The organism is Mesorhizobium sp. BH1-1-5, assembly GCF_020165615.1.
GTDB lineage: Bacteria > Pseudomonadota > Alphaproteobacteria > Rhizobiales > Rhizobiaceae > Mesorhizobium.
The window spans coordinates 25,678-40,423 of record NZ_JAIUIM010000014.1 but is presented as its reverse complement, the minus strand read 5'-3'; the positions used below and the strand labels follow the sequence as shown (position 1 = coordinate 40,423).

The 14,746-nt window shown below is 64.1% G+C and carries 12 protein-coding genes; 10 read left to right on the top strand and 2 right to left on the bottom strand.

The annotated features are described in order from the left end of the window. Nucleotides 1–231: 231 nt before the first annotated feature. The gene (locus LB572_RS19410; RefSeq protein WP_224668839.1) at nucleotides 232–2,160 is read left to right on the top strand and encodes an LTA synthase family protein; all 1,929 of its coding nucleotides are present in this window, start codon (nucleotides 232–234) and stop codon (nucleotides 2,158–2,160) included. Between the two features lie 79 nt (nucleotides 2,161–2,239). Here LB572_RS19410 and LB572_RS19405 read toward each other — a convergent pair whose 3' ends face one another. Next, nucleotides 2,240–3,643, bottom strand: a complete 1,404-nt coding sequence (locus LB572_RS19405) for a PLP-dependent aminotransferase family protein (RefSeq protein ID WP_224668838.1) — start codon at nucleotides 3,641–3,643, stop codon at nucleotides 2,240–2,242. A 103-nt stretch (nucleotides 3,644–3,746) separates the two neighbouring features. On the opposite strand from LB572_RS19405, the gene LB572_RS19400 reads away from it, so the two are divergent. Both LB572_RS19400 and LB572_RS19395 read left to right on the top strand, forming a co-directional pair. Then, nucleotides 3,747–4,664: an NADP-dependent oxidoreductase gene (locus LB572_RS19400; protein ID WP_224668837.1), complete on the top strand. Its 918-nt coding sequence runs from the start codon at nucleotides 3,747–3,749 to the stop codon at nucleotides 4,662–4,664. A gap of 358 nt (nucleotides 4,665–5,022) precedes the next feature. Then, complete coding sequence (locus tag LB572_RS19395; protein ID WP_224668836.1) at nucleotides 5,023–5,853, top strand: hypothetical protein; 831 nt, start codon at nucleotides 5,023–5,025, stop codon at nucleotides 5,851–5,853. A 280-nt stretch (nucleotides 5,854–6,133) separates the two neighbouring features. Here LB572_RS19395 and LB572_RS19390 read toward each other — a convergent pair whose 3' ends face one another. Continuing rightward, nucleotides 6,134–7,762: a pilus assembly protein gene (locus LB572_RS19390; protein ID WP_224668835.1), complete on the bottom strand. Its 1,629-nt coding sequence runs from the start codon at nucleotides 7,760–7,762 to the stop codon at nucleotides 6,134–6,136. A gap of 455 nt (nucleotides 7,763–8,217) precedes the next feature. On the opposite strand from LB572_RS19390, the gene rpsF reads away from it, so the two are divergent. From rpsF to LB572_RS19355, 7 genes are all read left to right on the top strand, one after another. Further along, nucleotides 8,218–8,709, top strand: a complete 492-nt coding sequence (rpsF, locus tag LB572_RS19385; RefSeq protein ID WP_224668834.1) for a 30S ribosomal protein S6 — start codon at nucleotides 8,218–8,220, stop codon at nucleotides 8,707–8,709. After that, entirely contained in the window at nucleotides 8,709–8,957 is a 249-nt protein-coding gene (rpsR, locus tag LB572_RS19380) for a 30S ribosomal protein S18 (protein ID WP_006203718.1), read from the top strand. The genes rpsF and rpsR overlap by 1 nt, the downstream gene beginning before the upstream one ends. Nucleotides 8,958–9,169: 212 nt before the next feature. Next, nucleotides 9,170–9,754 carry a 50S ribosomal protein L9 gene (gene rplI, locus LB572_RS19375; RefSeq protein WP_140806436.1) on the top strand — a complete coding sequence of 195 codons (585 nt, stop codon included), beginning with the start codon at nucleotides 9,170–9,172 and terminating at the stop codon, nucleotides 9,752–9,754. 229 nt (nucleotides 9,755–9,983) lie between these two features. After that, nucleotides 9,984–11,270: an SAM-dependent methyltransferase gene (locus tag LB572_RS19370; RefSeq protein ID WP_224668833.1), complete on the top strand. Its 1,287-nt coding sequence runs from the start codon at nucleotides 9,984–9,986 to the stop codon at nucleotides 11,268–11,270. 67 nt (nucleotides 11,271–11,337) lie between these two features. Beyond that, a complete protein-coding gene (locus LB572_RS19365) occupies nucleotides 11,338–11,658 on the top strand; it encodes a YnfA family protein (protein ID WP_224668832.1) in 321 nt (106 codons plus the stop codon). Nucleotides 11,659–11,727: 69 nt separating this feature from the next. Then, nucleotides 11,728–12,693 (top strand): small ribosomal subunit Rsm22 family protein, encoded by a 966-nt coding sequence (locus LB572_RS19360; RefSeq protein ID WP_224668831.1) that lies wholly within the window; start codon nucleotides 11,728–11,730, stop codon nucleotides 12,691–12,693. A gap of 457 nt (nucleotides 12,694–13,150) precedes the next feature. Further along, nucleotides 13,151–14,641, top strand: coding sequence for a replicative DNA helicase (locus LB572_RS19355; protein WP_140806411.1), 1,491 nt, complete (start codon nucleotides 13,151–13,153; stop codon nucleotides 14,639–14,641). Nucleotides 14,642–14,746 lie beyond the last annotated feature (105 nt).

Here is a 14,746-nt window from a genome sequence, read left to right as displayed (position 1 = left end):
GGCGGACGGCCAAGTCAAGCCCGCGGGCATCTCTTCCGCCCGCATTTCAGCCGGAAAACCGCGCTGACTCCCTGTTCCAAAAGGCTTTTTGGCGATCACACCTGATGAAAACCGCTCACGTTTAGTTTGCTGGCTCTTCTTATTTCCGCCACAGGCGCTAGCTTTGCGTGACACTTCGATGACAGAAGCGTGACGCGTGTGGAAGGCGGGTGCGTGGCCGGGGGAAGCAGAGTGGCAAGGATCAGGAAAGGCGCGGCCAAACCCGTGCCGCAGTTTTTGGAAGACGATCCGTCCACCGGCTACCTGCCGGGGCGGGCATGGCCGACGGTACGCTACGGCCTGACGACGCTTCTGGTTTCCGCACTGCTCGTGTTCGCGATCGAATGGATCGTGCGCGGCGATTTCTTCGGCACGGTCGATTTCTTCCTGCAGCCCTTCAAGCCGGGCTGGACCACCATCATCGTCTTCGCCCTGGTGCTGGTCGGGCTCGACGCCATCCTCGGGCGCAGCCACCAGAGCCTGATGATCGTGGCGCCGCTGACGCTGGCGCTGGCCTTTGTCGGCCACCAGAAATCGCACTATCTCGGTGATCCCCTCTACCCCACGGATTTTCTGTTTGCCCGCCAGATCGTGGCGCTTATGCCGCTTCTGGTGCGCGAGCGGCCGTGGACGGCCGTCATGATGGCGGTCGGCATCGTCGGCGGCCTGACGCTGCTCGTCTACGGCTGGCGGACCTGGCGGCGGCGGGTGCCGATCCTCAGCCGCAAGGGCCGCCTGGCGCGGCTGGCGCTTGCCGTGCCGCTGCTCGCTTTCTTCGTCTCGATCATGGACTACGCGACCTTCTCGTGGACGCGCGACCGGCTGCAGATCATCCCGATCATGTGGGACCAGAAGGAAAACTATGCCTCCAACGGCTTTGCGCTGGCCTTCGCGATGAACGTGCCGATGGCGCATGTCTCGGCGCCACCCGGCTATTCGGAAAAGACGATGGACGCGATCCAGCGCTCCGACGTCGCCGCGTCGGTGCCGGGCGAGAAGCCGGATATCGTGGTTGTGATGAGCGAATCCTTCTGGGATCCGACGCAGTTGCCCGGCGTCGCCATCAAGCCCGACCCGATCCCGACGGTCAGGGCGTTGCGCTCCGGCTCGATGTTCTCGCCTGAGTTCGGCGGCATGACCGCCAATATCGAGTTCGAGGCGCTGACCGGCTTTTCCAACGCCTTCCTGCCGGCCGGCTCGATCCCTTACCAGCAATATGTGCGCACCCCGACGCCCTCGCTGGCGACCTTCCTGAAGAGCGAGGGCTACCGGGCGCGCGCCATCCATCCGGGCACCAACTGGTTCTGGAACCGCGGCGCCGTCTATGCCGATTTCGGCTTCAACGACTTCCGCTCGGAAGAGACGCTGCCGCCGATGGAAAAGCGCGGGCCGCTCGCCTCGGACGCGGCGATGACCGACGAGATCATCCGCGAGGCCGACGCCAGCGACGATCCGGTGTTCCTGTTCGCCGTCAGCCTGCAGAACCACGGTCCTTACGAGCCCTATCGCTACTCCAACCCGACGCATTCGGTCGACGCGCCGATCAGTTCCTGGGCGCGGGAATCGCTGCTTTCCTATGCCGAGGGCTCGGCCGACGCCGATCGCGGCCTGCAGCGGCTGATCGACTGGGCGAAGGTGCGCCAGCGGCCGACCATCATCGCCTTCTTCGGCGACCACCTGCCGCCGCTCGGACCCGTCTATGTCGAAACCGGCTTCCTCAAGGACAATGTCGCGCCGCGCAAGGAGCCTAGCGCCGACGCCGCGCTCGAGCATCACGACACGCCGCTGATCATCTGGTCGAACCGCTCCGGTCCGGTGCAGAACCTGGGCTCGGTGAGCCCGGCCTTCCTGCCCTACCATATCCTGACCACGGCCGGCATCACCCACCCCTATTACACCGGCTTCCTCGGCGCGCTGCGCGAACGCTACCGGGTGGTCGACCGCAACCTGCTTTTGTCGCCCGCTGGCGAAGCGACGCCGGACTGGGCGCGGCAGAAGCAGATCGATCCGAAGATCAACGATTTCCGGCTCATCCAGTACGACATGATGTTCGGCAAGCGGCACTCGGCGCCCGACTTCTTCCCCGAGACGGTGGACAAGCTCGTCGCGCATACGAGCTGAGATGGGCGGTCGTTGGAGGCGGGGGCGCCGCAAACCGCGGCAGTGACAGGCCTTCAAGGATCGGTGAATGCGAAGGGTGCTATTGCGCCGCTTCCGCAAGCTGTCGGCAATATTGCGTGAGCCGGCGCGTATCCAAGTTGGTCACGCCGAGCAGGAGTCCCTGTGACGGGGGTGATCGGACGCACCACTGAGAAAGAGGCGACGGAGCCAAGCCGAACGAGCGGGCGCGGCCGGCGATCTCTACATCCGACACCGAGGCGGTTGTCGAGACGATGACCGCCAGGCCAGCAGTGGCTTCGACTTTCAGCGACTTCGACCCGACCTGCGCGAGACCATCGAGCACCGCCTGCCGCCGAGAGGCATAGAGGCGCTTCATGCGCCGCAGATGCCGAATATAATGCCCCTCGCGCAGGAACTCGGCCACCGCGCCCTGGAGCGCCGGGGCTGGAGCCGGCGCCAGGCAAGCGCACACGTCACCGAACCGGCCAGTCAGTCCCAAGGGCGCAACGACGAAGCCGAGGCGCAGAGCTGGGCTGATCGTCTTGCTGAAGCTGCCAACATGGAGGACCCGTCCGCCGTGATCGAGCGATGCGAGCGCTGGAGCCGCCCGGCCGGTCAGTTGCAGCTCGCTCAGATAATCGTCCTCGATGATCCAGGCGTCGCTCCGCCGAGCCCAGGCGAGCAACGCAAGCCTGCGGGTCAGCGACATCGTCATCCCGAGCGGGGCATGTTGCCCTGGCGTGATGATTGCCAGTGCCGCGTCCTGGGCGCTCTGGATGGCGCAAGCGACATCCAGGCCTTCGGCGTCGACCGCAACGGCCGTCGCGGCGATCCCTGCCAGCTCGAGCGCTTTGCGTGTGATCGGGAAGCTCGGATCCTCGATCAAGGCTCGCGCCCCCTCCACCTGCAGAGCCCGCACCACCAGACCAAGCGCCCCGGAATAACCTCCCGTGACGAACACCTGGGCGGGACTGCACCGAAGACCCCGTGCAATTCCCAGATAGGCCGCGATCTCCTTTCGCAGCTGCGGATCACCCCGGGGATCGGGATAGCTGACCGGCGCCGCCGCCGCCCGCCGCGCCGCTCGCGCGACGACCCGCGACCAAAGCTTGAACGGAAAGGCGTCTTGTGAGGGCACGCCCATCTGGAACGGCAAGGGCGCTGTTCCATAGGTTTGGAACAGCTCCGGCAGAGGCGGCAAGTCTGTCGACGACAGGGGCGGCGACGAAAGCGAGGGGCGCTTGGCGACGCGGGTGCCCGCCGCGCCGGCGCCGATGGCGAACTGCTCGTCGATGAGGCGCTGATACGCGACGCGTACGGTGCCGCGCGAGACGCCGAGCTGTGCGGCCATATCACGCCAAGAAGGGAGCTTCGCCCCGGGGTCCAGCCGCTCCGTCTCGATGGCGTCCCGGAACGCCCGGTAGATCTGCGTCGCCAGCGGCGTTCTTGCGGCACGGTCGAGATCGATGGGCACAACGGTCATTGAGCAATGGTACCATCATTCCCGCCAATCTTGGTCCTGTTTCATGACCAGAGCCGGACACATCTAGCGGCCATCGTCACGAACGATCGAGGAGACAATCTTCATGAAAGCAATTGTTGTGGAGGACCAGGCCGCAGGGACGGCCGGGATGACGCTGGTGGACCGGCCCGAGCCGCAGGCAGCGATAAACGACGTCGTTGTCCGGGTTCATGCATCGGGATTCGTCCCGACTGAACTCGAGTGGCCCTCGACCTGGGCCGACCGCCGCGATCGTGACCGGACACCATCGATCCCTGGACACGAACTGGCCGGGGTGGTCACCGCTCTCGGCTACGGCACGACCGGGCTCTCGGTTGGACAGCGCGTGTTCGGCCTCGCCGACTGGCACCGCGACGGGACGCTGGCGGAATATGTGGCCATGGAGGCGCGCAACCTCGCGCCGCTGCCGGGCGATGTCGACTTCACGGTGGGCGCGAGCCTGCCGATCTCGGGCCTGACCGCATGGCAGGGACTCTTTCAACACGGCCGCCTTCAGGCCGGCCAGAGCGTCCTCGCTCACGGCGCGGCCGGCGCAGTCGGGTCCATGGTGACGCAGCTCGCACGCGAGGCCGGCGCCTATGTCATCGGCACCGGACGTGCCGGCGACCGCCAGAAGGCGCTCGACTTCGGCGCAAATACGTTCGTCGATCTTGAGAACGACACCCTGGAGGACATCGGTCGGATCGATCTGGTGTTCGATGTCATCGGCGGCGACATTCAGAAGCGGTCCACGGCTCTGATTCGAGCCGGAGGCATACTGGTGACCGCGGTCGGCCCGACCGAGGCACGTCCCGTGGATGGCCTGGCCATCGACTTCGTGGTCGAGTCCGATCGTGCCCAACTGGGTGAGATCGTTCAGCGGGTGCGGGACGGACGACTGCGGACGAACATCGGCAAAGTCGCTACCCTCGACGAGGCGATCTCAGCCTTCAACGCGGCCGAGCGACGCGCGGGGAAAACGGTCATCCGCGTTCACCCGTGAACCGGCTGCTACCCGGCGCAGCGCGGATGCGGCCCCATTGCTTCAGTGGGGGCCGCTGGTTGGACCTCTCGCTCGAGGGCATCTGCCCATAGGCACCGAGATACGGCGCTCTGTTCTCGATCCGGTGTGGCCAAGAGGATTTGAACGGCGCCATCGCCGCACCGGCATCTGCGTCCGTGGTATGGACGGATCGATTCATGCGCAATATGGATGAGATGCGGTCTGCAGTGGCGCTCGCATTTTAGCCGCGTCGCCAGGGCAGTCGATGAAGACGTTGGTTCAATGACGCTGCGCCGAACGGGTTGGCCTTTTGACATGCCGCCGCGCTCGCAAAAGTGTCGATATCGGGGATTCGGTCATGAGCGACAACAGGCCAGACGTTACCAAGGATTGGCAAGCGACGCAGGGCCAGAAGTCTTCCGCGACGCGGCTGCGCCTTTTCGCGGCGCTCTGCTGGATCGTCGCCGTTGGCGGCGAGATCGCCGGGATCTACCTGTTCTACCAGCACAAGTTCGACCACGGGAACATGCCGCTGCTGATCGGCTTTCTGGTCGGAATTGCGGTCTTCGCAATCGCCGGCAACTTGCTGTGGAAGGCGGCCAATAGGCACGATCCGGCCCGCGCATCCGACACGGCCAGGTTCTTCTTCCAAAACCAGCTCGGCGCGATCATCACGCTGATTGCCTTCCTCCCGCTGGTTTTCCTGATCTTGACCGACAAGAACATGGATCCGCAGACCAAGAAGGTTGCCGGCGGCCTTGGCGCCGTGCTGGCCGTGCTCGCGACGCTGGTCGGCGTCAGCTACCAACCTCCGTCGGTCGAGCAATATACCCAGGACATGAATGCTTGCGCGACCCAGATCAAGGCGGGGCAGCCGACCACAGCCTGTTCGCCCGACGTCGCCGCCCAGGCGCAGGAGATCGCCACGGACTCGGCCTCGGTGGCTGCCGCTACGAAGGACGCGCAACACCCGGCCGGCCAGGATGTCGTCTACTGGATCGCGCCGGAGGACGGCACCAAAAAATCCGCGGAGCCGCATGTTTTCCACCTCTGCGCAGCCGTGAGCCCCCTGAAAGACAAGACCGTGAACAGCGGTTCCGTGACCGAAGCCTACGCACAGAACGCCATCCGTATTACGAAGCAGATCGAGATGGAACAGAAGCAGTGTGGGTTCACGGTCTCGCAATAGACCTTCCCCCACGTTCCATCGCCCCCGGGCAGCTTCCCGGCCCTGAGCGCTTCGGATAGAAACCACGTCAAGCCGCCGTTCGGGCTTGGGCCACCTGGGTTGATAAGCAGGTGGCCCCTACCCCAGCAGCACAAAGGGCCTGTTGCGGGAGAAATGACGGGCCTGCGGCGGAATTTGCTCCACGAGGAGCGCAAACCAGACACTCCTCGCATCGTGCATCGGCAACGGACGTGCGGTTCCATTCCGCCAGATCGTTCCCATGCCGCGGCGCCGACCCTCGTCAGTTGGTGAGCTGCAGCCTGGAGAACTTGTTGGCGATGGTCTGGAACACGTTGGGGAGCTTGGCCGGATCCTCGACGGCGTAATAGTCGCTCGGATCGGAAGCGCAGGCGCTGTAGAGCGAACGATTGGCCGCCGTGTCGGCCTGCAGCACCATGGTGTAGATCTGCACGCCCTGGTTCTTCAACTGCGTGCAGACGTCCTTGGTCCAGCCGTCGACGTTGCGCGCCGCCGTCGTCTGGTTGCTCGAACCGAAACGGCCGCTGGCGAGGTAGCCATAGGATGTGTAGTCCGATTTCTGCGGCGTGTTGGAGGCGCCGTAGACGACGTTCTCGCCGTCGGTCAAAAGCATCACCACCTTGGTGACGCCGGCCGTCTTGTAAGGCGAGGCGTCGGTGTAGGGCGGCTGCGGCGACAGCACCCGCATGCCCCAGGCGAGCCCTTCCGAGACGTTGGTGCCGGAGCCGTTCCATTCGCTCATCTTTGCGGCGGCGGTGCGCAGCTGGTTGAAATCGGTGGACAGCGGCACGATCGGCGTCGGGCAGGAACGATTCGGACCGATGGTAATCGGATTTCCGGTCTCGGTGATTTCCTTGCCGGTCGAGGCGACATATTTCGCGATTGTCGTCAAATCCGCGTTGAGCAGCGCGTTGAGCACGCCCGTCAGCAGCCCGCTCAGGTCGATGCCCAGTATGTTCTGGTTCAGCTTGGTCTTGTCGATGCTGTCATTGAGATAGGAATTGTTGTAGCCGGTGGACGAGTTGCCGTAGGAGGCCGACGGCTTCTTGGCGACGTCAGGGTCGTCCGGCGCAAAATATGGCACGAACAGCGTTTCCGGCTTCGACGGATCCGGCGGCGAGTCGGCGATGTTCAAGGCGCCGGGCCGCGCTTCGACGCAGCCCTTCCAGCCCGTATTGTTCCAGCCGCCTTGCTGGCCGAGCTGCTTGAACAGCGCCATATGGTTCGGCCGCTTGCCGTCAACGATCGGGAAATTGATGCCGTTGTCGGGCGATTTGCCGTCCATGTCGATCCAGGACGGGTCGAATTCGGGGCCGTTGACGTTGACGGCGGTGACGAAGGGCACAAGTGCTGCGCGCACCTGGCGCGTCGGCGACTTGACCGCCTCGAGATAGTCGAGCAGCGACTTGGTCGCCGTCCGCAGCGCGCTGATGCGCGCGCCGGCCATCGAACCGGTGTTGTCGAGCACCAGCACCACTTCGAGCTGGTTGTTGGATTCGACCGCCGAAGCATCGACGCTGATATGCTTTTCGGCGCCAAACAGGAACGCGAAGTTGAGATTGACGTCTGCCGAGGCGGTGGCCCTGGTCTTGACGAAGTTGACGCCCCTGTCGACGGTCAGCGTGGCCTTGGCGTTCGAGAGCTCGCCGTGGCTGGCTACGTTGGCCTGGAAATAGCTGTTGAAGGCTCCAACGCGCGTCGTCTCGGCATCGCCGAGATGCGAGGAGGCGAGATTAGCCGCGTCCAGCGCGTTCTGCAGACTGCTTTTTGCCCGCATCAGGGTGGAGACATCGGTGGCAAACGCCACCGCCCCCAACATGGCCGGCACGCCCAACGCCAGCATCAACGAGAAATTGCCGCTCCGAGAGCGCCAAAACTGCCTGAGAAGCATTCCCTACCCCCGGAATTGCTCGATTTTCCTGCCGCCTTGCGGCCCGCGTGCCTCTCATGCGCCTTTCATGATAAACGGGCGGTTACAACCGCATACAACCTTATGTGGTGGTTAAAACCCGATTACTGCAAAATCGATAAAATCGCGTACCGGCTCCGTTGGCGTTTTTCTGGAACCTGCGACACTCTGCAGTCACGCTGACCCCTTCCCGGCCTTGCCTTCCTGGCGAATTGCTATATAGACCCGCGCAATCTGCCGGTCCTTGCTGGGGGCTGAACGGAGGGCCGTGGTTTTTTCGGAAGCCACGCATGAAGCCAGAAGCGCTTCGGTCTCCCGTGTCTCCGCTCTCGACCGTCTCGTGATTGCTCCTTTCTTCCCCGTTCCATCGGGTCAGACAAGTTGCAGAGGCTTAGCCGCGAGGGCCGGACAGAGAAACGAAGAAAGGCACTAACATAATGGCTCTTTACGAACATGTGTTTCTTGCCCGGCAGGACCTGTCGCAGCAGCAGGTTGACGCGCTTGTCGAACAGTACAAGGGCGTCATCTCCGCGAATGGCGGCTCGATCGGCCGGATCGAGAACTGGGGACTGAAGTCCCTCACCTACCGGGTCAAGAAGAACCGGAAGGCTTACTACACGCTGATGGACATCACCTGTCCGCCGGCCGCGCTCAACGAGATGGAGCGCCAGATGGGCCTGTCGGAAGACGTCCTTCGCTTCCTCACCATCAAGGTCGAGGCGCATGAGGAAGGCGTTTCGGCGATGATGCAGAAGCGCGAAGAGCGCTCCGAGCGCGGTGGCTTCGGCGACCGCGACCGTGGCCCGCGTTCCTTCGGCGACCGCGACCGCGGCGACCGTCCGCCGCGCAGCTTCGGTGGCGACCGCGATGGCGGTGGCGATCGTGGCCCGCGCCGTCCGCGCGAAGGCTTTGAAGGGGGTGCAGAATAATGGTCGACATCAACCAGATCCCGACCCGACGCCCGTTCCATCGCCGCCGCAAGACCTGCCCGTTCTCCGGCGCCAACGCGCCCAAGATCGACTACAAGGACGTGCGTCTGCTGCAGCGCTACATTTCCGAGCGCGGCAAGATCGTGCCTTCGCGCATCACCGCCGTCAGCCAGAAAAAGCAGCGCGAGCTCGCCAAGGCGATCAAGCGCGCCCGCTTCCTCGGCCTGCTGCCCTACGTGGTCCGCTAAAAACCTCGAGCAGGCGGCTCGCCGCCTGCTCATTCCTCCGGCCGTGATGGGCACGACCGGTTCGAACTGCAAAGCCCGAGTTGAGGCCAAAGCCTCTAACTGCCAGACAGGCAGGACAGCGACACCGGCGGCGACGCCTTTTGCTTCCTGACCTGTTCCAATTCATCCAATGTCGATCGACTGATCGACGGCACCGACGAAGGAACGAAATCATGGAAGTCATTCTCCTCGAGCGCATTTCCCGCCTCGGCCAGATGGGCGAGACCGTCAAGGTCAAGGACGGGTTCGCCCGCAATTTCCTGCTCCCGCAGGGCAAGGCGCTGCGCGCCAACGAAGCCAACAAGAAGAAGTTCGAGGGCCAGCGCGCCCAGCTCGAAGCCCGCAACCTCGAGCGTAAGTCGGAAGCCACGCAGGTCGCCGAGAAGCTCGACGGCAAGAGCTTCATCGTGGTGCGCTCGGCCGGCGAGACCGGTCAGCTCTACGGCTCGGTGTCGACCCGCGACATCGCCGATCTGCTCACCGCCGAAGGCTTCACCGTCAACCGCAACCAGATCGAGCTCAACCAGCCGATCAAGGCCATCGGCCTCTCCAACGTGGCGATCGCGCTGCATCCGGAGGTCCAGGTCACCGTGACGCTCAACATCGCCCGTTCGGCCGACGAGGCGGAGCGCCAGGCCAAGGGCGAGACGCTGACCACCGCCGAAGCCATCTACGGCGACGACATCAACGACAACGCCCGGCCGGAAAATTTCTTCGACCCGAACGCCGAGTTCGAAGGCGGCGAAGAGAACGCCTGACCTGCCTATCGCCGAAGCATCGCTTCGGCTTGCAGGCGTCCAGGATTTCTGGACCAACGCCCGGGTCTCCGACCCGGGCTTTTTTGTGCCAAAAGGAACTTTTCGACACCCTATATCTTGTGCACATTACAGCGTGGCGCGTCGATTGGACGCGGGCGACGCGCAGTGGCATTTCGATCTGGCATTCCAGTCCGATTACCGGGTGATCCGACTGAGGGGACATTTGGTCATGAATATCCTGTTGAAACACGTTCTCGAACGCCTGGTACGGGTCGGCGACCTCAAGGTGACCGGCCCGAAGGGCACGACGCACAAGTTCGGCGAAGGCAGCGGCGAGCCGGTGCATATCCATATCAAGACCACGCATGCCGAGCGCGCCATCACCTTCGACCCGATGCTGGCGGTGCCTGAAGCCTACATGGACGGCGAGCTCGACGTGCTCGAGGGCGGCGTTCTCGGCCTGATGCGCATCGCCTTCCAGAACATGGGCTCGAGCGGCATCGACGTGACCTGGTCGAAGGCGATCGAGGGCCTGCGCCACGCCTTCCGCCGGCTGCAGCAGATCAACACCGCTTCGCGCTCGCGCCGCAACGTCGAGCGGCACTACGATCTTTCCGGCGAGCTCTACAAGCTCTTCCTCGACGAGGACATGCAGTATTCCTGCGCCTATTTCGAGCAGCCGGACATGACGCTGGACGAAGCGCAGCTTGCCAAGAAGCGCCACATCGCCGCCAAGCTTCGGCTCAAGGCCGGCCAGACGGTGCTCGACATCGGCTCCGGCTGGGGTGGGCTGGGCCTCTACCTCGCCAAGGCCTTCGACGTCGACGTGCAGGGCGTGACGCTGTCGACCGAGCAGCACGGCGTCTCCACCGACCGCGCGCATGCGCAAGGGTTGCAGGACCGCGTGCATTTCGATCTCAAGGATTACCGCCACATCAATGAGCGCTTCGACCGTATCGTCTCGGTCGGCATGTTCGAGCATGTCGGCGTCAACCATTACCGCACCTTCTTCGACAAGGCCGCGACGCTTATGAAACCCGACGGCGTGATGCTGCTTCACTTCATCGGCCGCTCCGGCGTGCCGTGGGCGACCAGCGCCTTCATCCGCAAATACATCTTCCCCGGCGGCTACATCCCGGCGCTTTCCGAAGTAATGCCGGCGATCGAGAAATCCGGCCTCGTCGTCACCGACATCGAGATCCTGCGGCTGCACTACGCCGACACGCTCAAGCACTGGGGCGAGCGCTTCGCCGCCAATCGCGACAAGGCGAAAGCGATCTATGACGAGCATTTCTGCAGGATGTGGGAGTTCTATCTCGCCGCCTCCGAGGCCGCCTTCCGCTGGCAGGACCTGGTGATCTTCCAGTTCCAGATCGCCAAGAAGAACGATACGCTGCCGATGACGCGCGACTACATGGCCAAATGCGAGAAGGCGCTGGAGCTGCGCGATATCGGGCACAAGGAGCCGGCCGCGCCTGCCGCCTCCAAGCCGATCCGCCGCAAGAAGGTGGAGTAGGCGCGCATTGCCGCTTGCCATTGCGGGCTGACGCCACGAAAAAGGTCTCGTTCGCGAGACCTTTTTCATGACCTATCTCATCTACACCGCGGCAGCGCTGGCCGAAATCGCCGGCTGCTTTTCGTTCTGGGCGTGGTGGCGGCTGGAGAAGTCGCCGCTCTGGCTCCTCCCCGGCCTCTTCTCGCTGGCGCTGTTCGCCTTCCTTTTGTCGCTGGTCGACACCGACGCGGCGGGCCGCGCCTACGCCGCCTATGGCGGCATCTACATCGCCGCCTCGCTCGGCTGGCTATGGCTGGTCGAAGGCGCGCGCCCCGACCGCTGGGACTTGGCGGGGGCGGCGCTCTGCATCGTCGGTGCCTCCGTCATCCTGCTTGCGCCGAGAGCATGATGCCGAAAAGTGTGAGGCGGTTTTCGGACAACATCATGCTCTATCTTTTTGATTCCAAGGGAGCCTGAAATGGAACTGCCCGCCGCGCTCCGGCAAGGGGTCGACAGCTTTCTGGAGAAGGTGCCGTTGCCGGCGCTGAAACAGGCGGCGCGGACGCTCTCGGAGCGCTACCGCGCCGAGCTGCGCGACGGCCGCCTGCATATGGGCGAGGAGATGGCGGTCAAGGCCTATCTGGCGACGCGGCTGCCCGCCACCTATGCCGCCGTGCGCGCCAGCCTCGAGGCGTTGAGCGAGGCCCGGCCCGACTTCCGGCCGACGAGCCTGCTCGATGTCGGCGCCGGACCTGGCACCATGCTTTGGGCCACGACAGATGCCTGGCCGGAGTTAGAGCGGGCGGTTCTGGTCGAAGCAAGCGCTGCCGTGCGCAAGGTCGGCCAGTCGCTCGCGGAAGGCGCGATCGCGACCCACACAGAGTGGATCGCCGGCGATGCGACCATCGATCTCGACGGCATCGTGCCCGCCGACCTCGTCAGCGCCGCCTATGTGCTTGACGAGATCGTGCCTTTATCGCTGCCGAAGCTCATCGATCGCCTCTGGCGGCTCGCGGCCGACACGCTCATCCTCGTCGAGCCCGGCACGCCCGCAGGCTGGCGGCGCATCCTCGCGGCACGGCAACAACTGATCGAGGCGGGAGCGCACCTGCTGGCGCCGTGCCCGCACGCGGCGCCCTGCCCGCTCACGCCGCCCGACTGGTGCCACTTCGCACGCCGCGTCGCCCGTTCGCGCCTGCACCGTCTCGTCAAGGAAGCTGAGGTGCCGTGGGAAGACGAGAAGTTCATCTACCTCGCCGCCTCCCGGCAACCGGCGCCAGCGCGCGCCGCACGGGTGATCGCGCCGCCGAAGGGTGGCTCCGGCAAGGTGGTGCTGAAACTCTGCCGGCCGGCCGGCAGCGCCGGCGAGCAGCTGTTCAGCAAGCGCGACGGTGATGTCTTCAAGGCGGCGCGACGGGCGGACTGGGGCGATGTGGTGGGCTGAGGCACGTAGGCCGATCACGCGGAGAGATGACCCATAGTCAAGGCGCTAGTAGAATCGCGGCGTTGGAGATTAGCCGAAGCGACTGAACTTCGTCATCCACGGGCGGAGCGACGTGAAGCGGCGCGCAGACCCGTGGATGACGATGTCACGAGCATTTCGGCCAATCTCGAACGTCCGCGCTACTCTGCGCGAACATGTGCGATAGATCCGTTCCGGACAAATCCCCGACGGCAATCAATCGCTAGATTGTTCTTGCTTCGTTCTATATCTGCAGCTAAGAATCGCCTCTTGCTGAGTCAAACGGAATCGGGCCACCGGAATACTGTCCTGTGGATGGTTTGCCGATCCTGTGAACATTGGGCATCAAGCCGGTTGGACCGAGGAGTGTTGCAGAAAGGTCAGCACCGAATCTTCCCGTTCTGGTATCGAGGAAAGCGGGATCGAAATCGGGGATATCATGGCAGAGGCGGCACTGAAATTCGGCGCGGCGGAGACGCCGCTTTATCGCGAGGCACCGAACAACATCGAGGCCGAGCAGGCGCTGCTGGGCGCCATCCTCGTCAACAACGACGCCTTCTATCGTGTCTCGGATTTCCTCAAGCCCGCGCATTTCCATGAGCCGCTGCACCGCCGGATCTTCGAGGTCGCGGCCGAGCTCATCCGCATGGGCAAGATCGCGACGCCGATCACGCTGAAGACCTTCCTGCCGGCCGACGAGAAGGTCGGCGACATGACGGTGGCGCAATATGTCGTTCGGCTTGCTGTCGAAGCCGTCACCGTCGTCAATGCGACCGACTATGGCCGCGCCATCTACGACCTCGCGACGCGCCGCGCGCTGATCACCGTCGGCGAGGACATGGTCAACATCGCCTATGACGCGCCGGTCGACATGTCGCCCTCCGACCAGATCGAGGACGCCGAGCGGCGGCTGTTCGAGCTCGCCGAGACCGGCCGCTATGATGGCGGCTTCGAAAGCTTCAACGATGCGGTCAAGACCGCCGTCGACATGGCCAACGCTGCCTATATGCGCGACGGCCATCTGTCCGGCATCGCCACCGGCCTGCGCGATCTCGACCGCCGCATGGGCGGCCTGCAGCCTTCCGACCTGATCGTGCTCGCCGGACGCCCGGGCATGGGCAAGACGTCCCTGGCGACCAACATCGCCTTCAACATCGCCGAGGCTTACGTTCCGGCGCAGCAGGCCGATGGCAGCTTCAAAGCCGCCAATGGCGGCGTCGTCGGCTTCTTCTCGCTCGAAATGTCGTCGGAGCAGCTCGCCACCCGCATCATCTCCGAGCAGACCGAGATCTCGTCATCGAAGATCCGCCGCGGCGAGATCACCGAGATGGATTTCGAAAAACTCGTCGCCTGCTCGCAGACGATGCAGAAGATCCCGCTGTTCATCGACCAGACCGGCGGTATCTCGATCGCGCAGCTCTCCGCCCGCGCGCGGCGGCTGAAGCGCCAGCGCGGCCTCGACCTCATCGTCATCGACTATATCCAGCTGATGCAGGGCTCGAGCGCCAAGGCCTCGCAGAACCGCGTGCAGGAAATCACCGAGATCACCACGGGCCTCAAAGCGCTGGCCAAGGAGCTCGGCGTGCCGATCATCGCGCTGTCGCAGCTGTCGCGTCAGGTCGAAAGCCGCGACGACAAGCGCCCGCAGCTCTCGGACCTGCGTGAATCCGGCTCCATCGAGCAGGACGCCGACGTGGTGCTGTTCGTCTATCGCGAGGAATATTACCTCAAGAACCGCGAGCCGAAGCTCGGCACCGAGGAATACGTCAAGTGGGAAAACGAGATGAACGAGGCACGCGGCAAGGCCGAGTGCATCGTGGCCAAGCAGCGCCACGGACCGACCGGCACCGTCAGCCTCGCCTTCCACGGCGAGTTCACGCGGTTTTCGGATCTGGCGGAAGAGCATCATCTGCCGGAGAGGTTTGAGTAACTCTTGAGAAAGGCCTCATTCCTTCGCCCCCCTCTCTGTCCTGCCGGACATCTCCCCCTCAAGGGGGGAGATTGGATGTCGCGTCGGCTTTCGCCAATCACCGAC

Excerpts from the sequence above, each read along its gene's own strand:
- rplI (WP_140806436.1), top strand. The coding sequence starts at position 9,170 with ATGGAAGTCATTCTCCTCGAGCGCATTTCCCGCCTCGGCCAGATGGGC.
- LB572_RS19360 (WP_224668831.1), top strand. The coding sequence starts at position 11,728 with ATGGAACTGCCCGCCGCGCTCCGGCAAGGGGTCGACAGCTTTCTGGAG.
- rpsF (WP_224668834.1), top strand. The coding sequence starts at position 8,218 with ATGGCTCTTTACGAACATGTGTTTCTTGCCCGGCAGGACCTGTCGCAG.
- LB572_RS19390 (WP_224668835.1), bottom strand. The coding sequence starts at position 7,762 with ATGCTTCTCAGGCAGTTTTGGCGCTCTCGGAGCGGCAATTTCTCGTTG.
- LB572_RS19355 (WP_140806411.1), top strand. The coding sequence starts at position 13,151 with ATGGCAGAGGCGGCACTGAAATTCGGCGCGGCGGAGACGCCGCTTTAT.
- LB572_RS19370 (WP_224668833.1), top strand. The coding sequence starts at position 9,984 with ATGAATATCCTGTTGAAACACGTTCTCGAACGCCTGGTACGGGTCGGC.
- LB572_RS19405 (WP_224668838.1), bottom strand. The coding sequence starts at position 3,643 with ATGACCGTTGTGCCCATCGATCTCGACCGTGCCGCAAGAACGCCGCTG.
- LB572_RS19365 (WP_224668832.1), top strand. The coding sequence starts at position 11,338 with ATGACCTATCTCATCTACACCGCGGCAGCGCTGGCCGAAATCGCCGGC.
- rpsR (WP_006203718.1), top strand. The coding sequence starts at position 8,709 with ATGGTCGACATCAACCAGATCCCGACCCGACGCCCGTTCCATCGCCGC.
- LB572_RS19395 (WP_224668836.1), top strand. The coding sequence starts at position 5,023 with ATGAGCGACAACAGGCCAGACGTTACCAAGGATTGGCAAGCGACGCAG.
- LB572_RS19400 (WP_224668837.1), top strand. The coding sequence starts at position 3,747 with ATGAAAGCAATTGTTGTGGAGGACCAGGCCGCAGGGACGGCCGGGATG.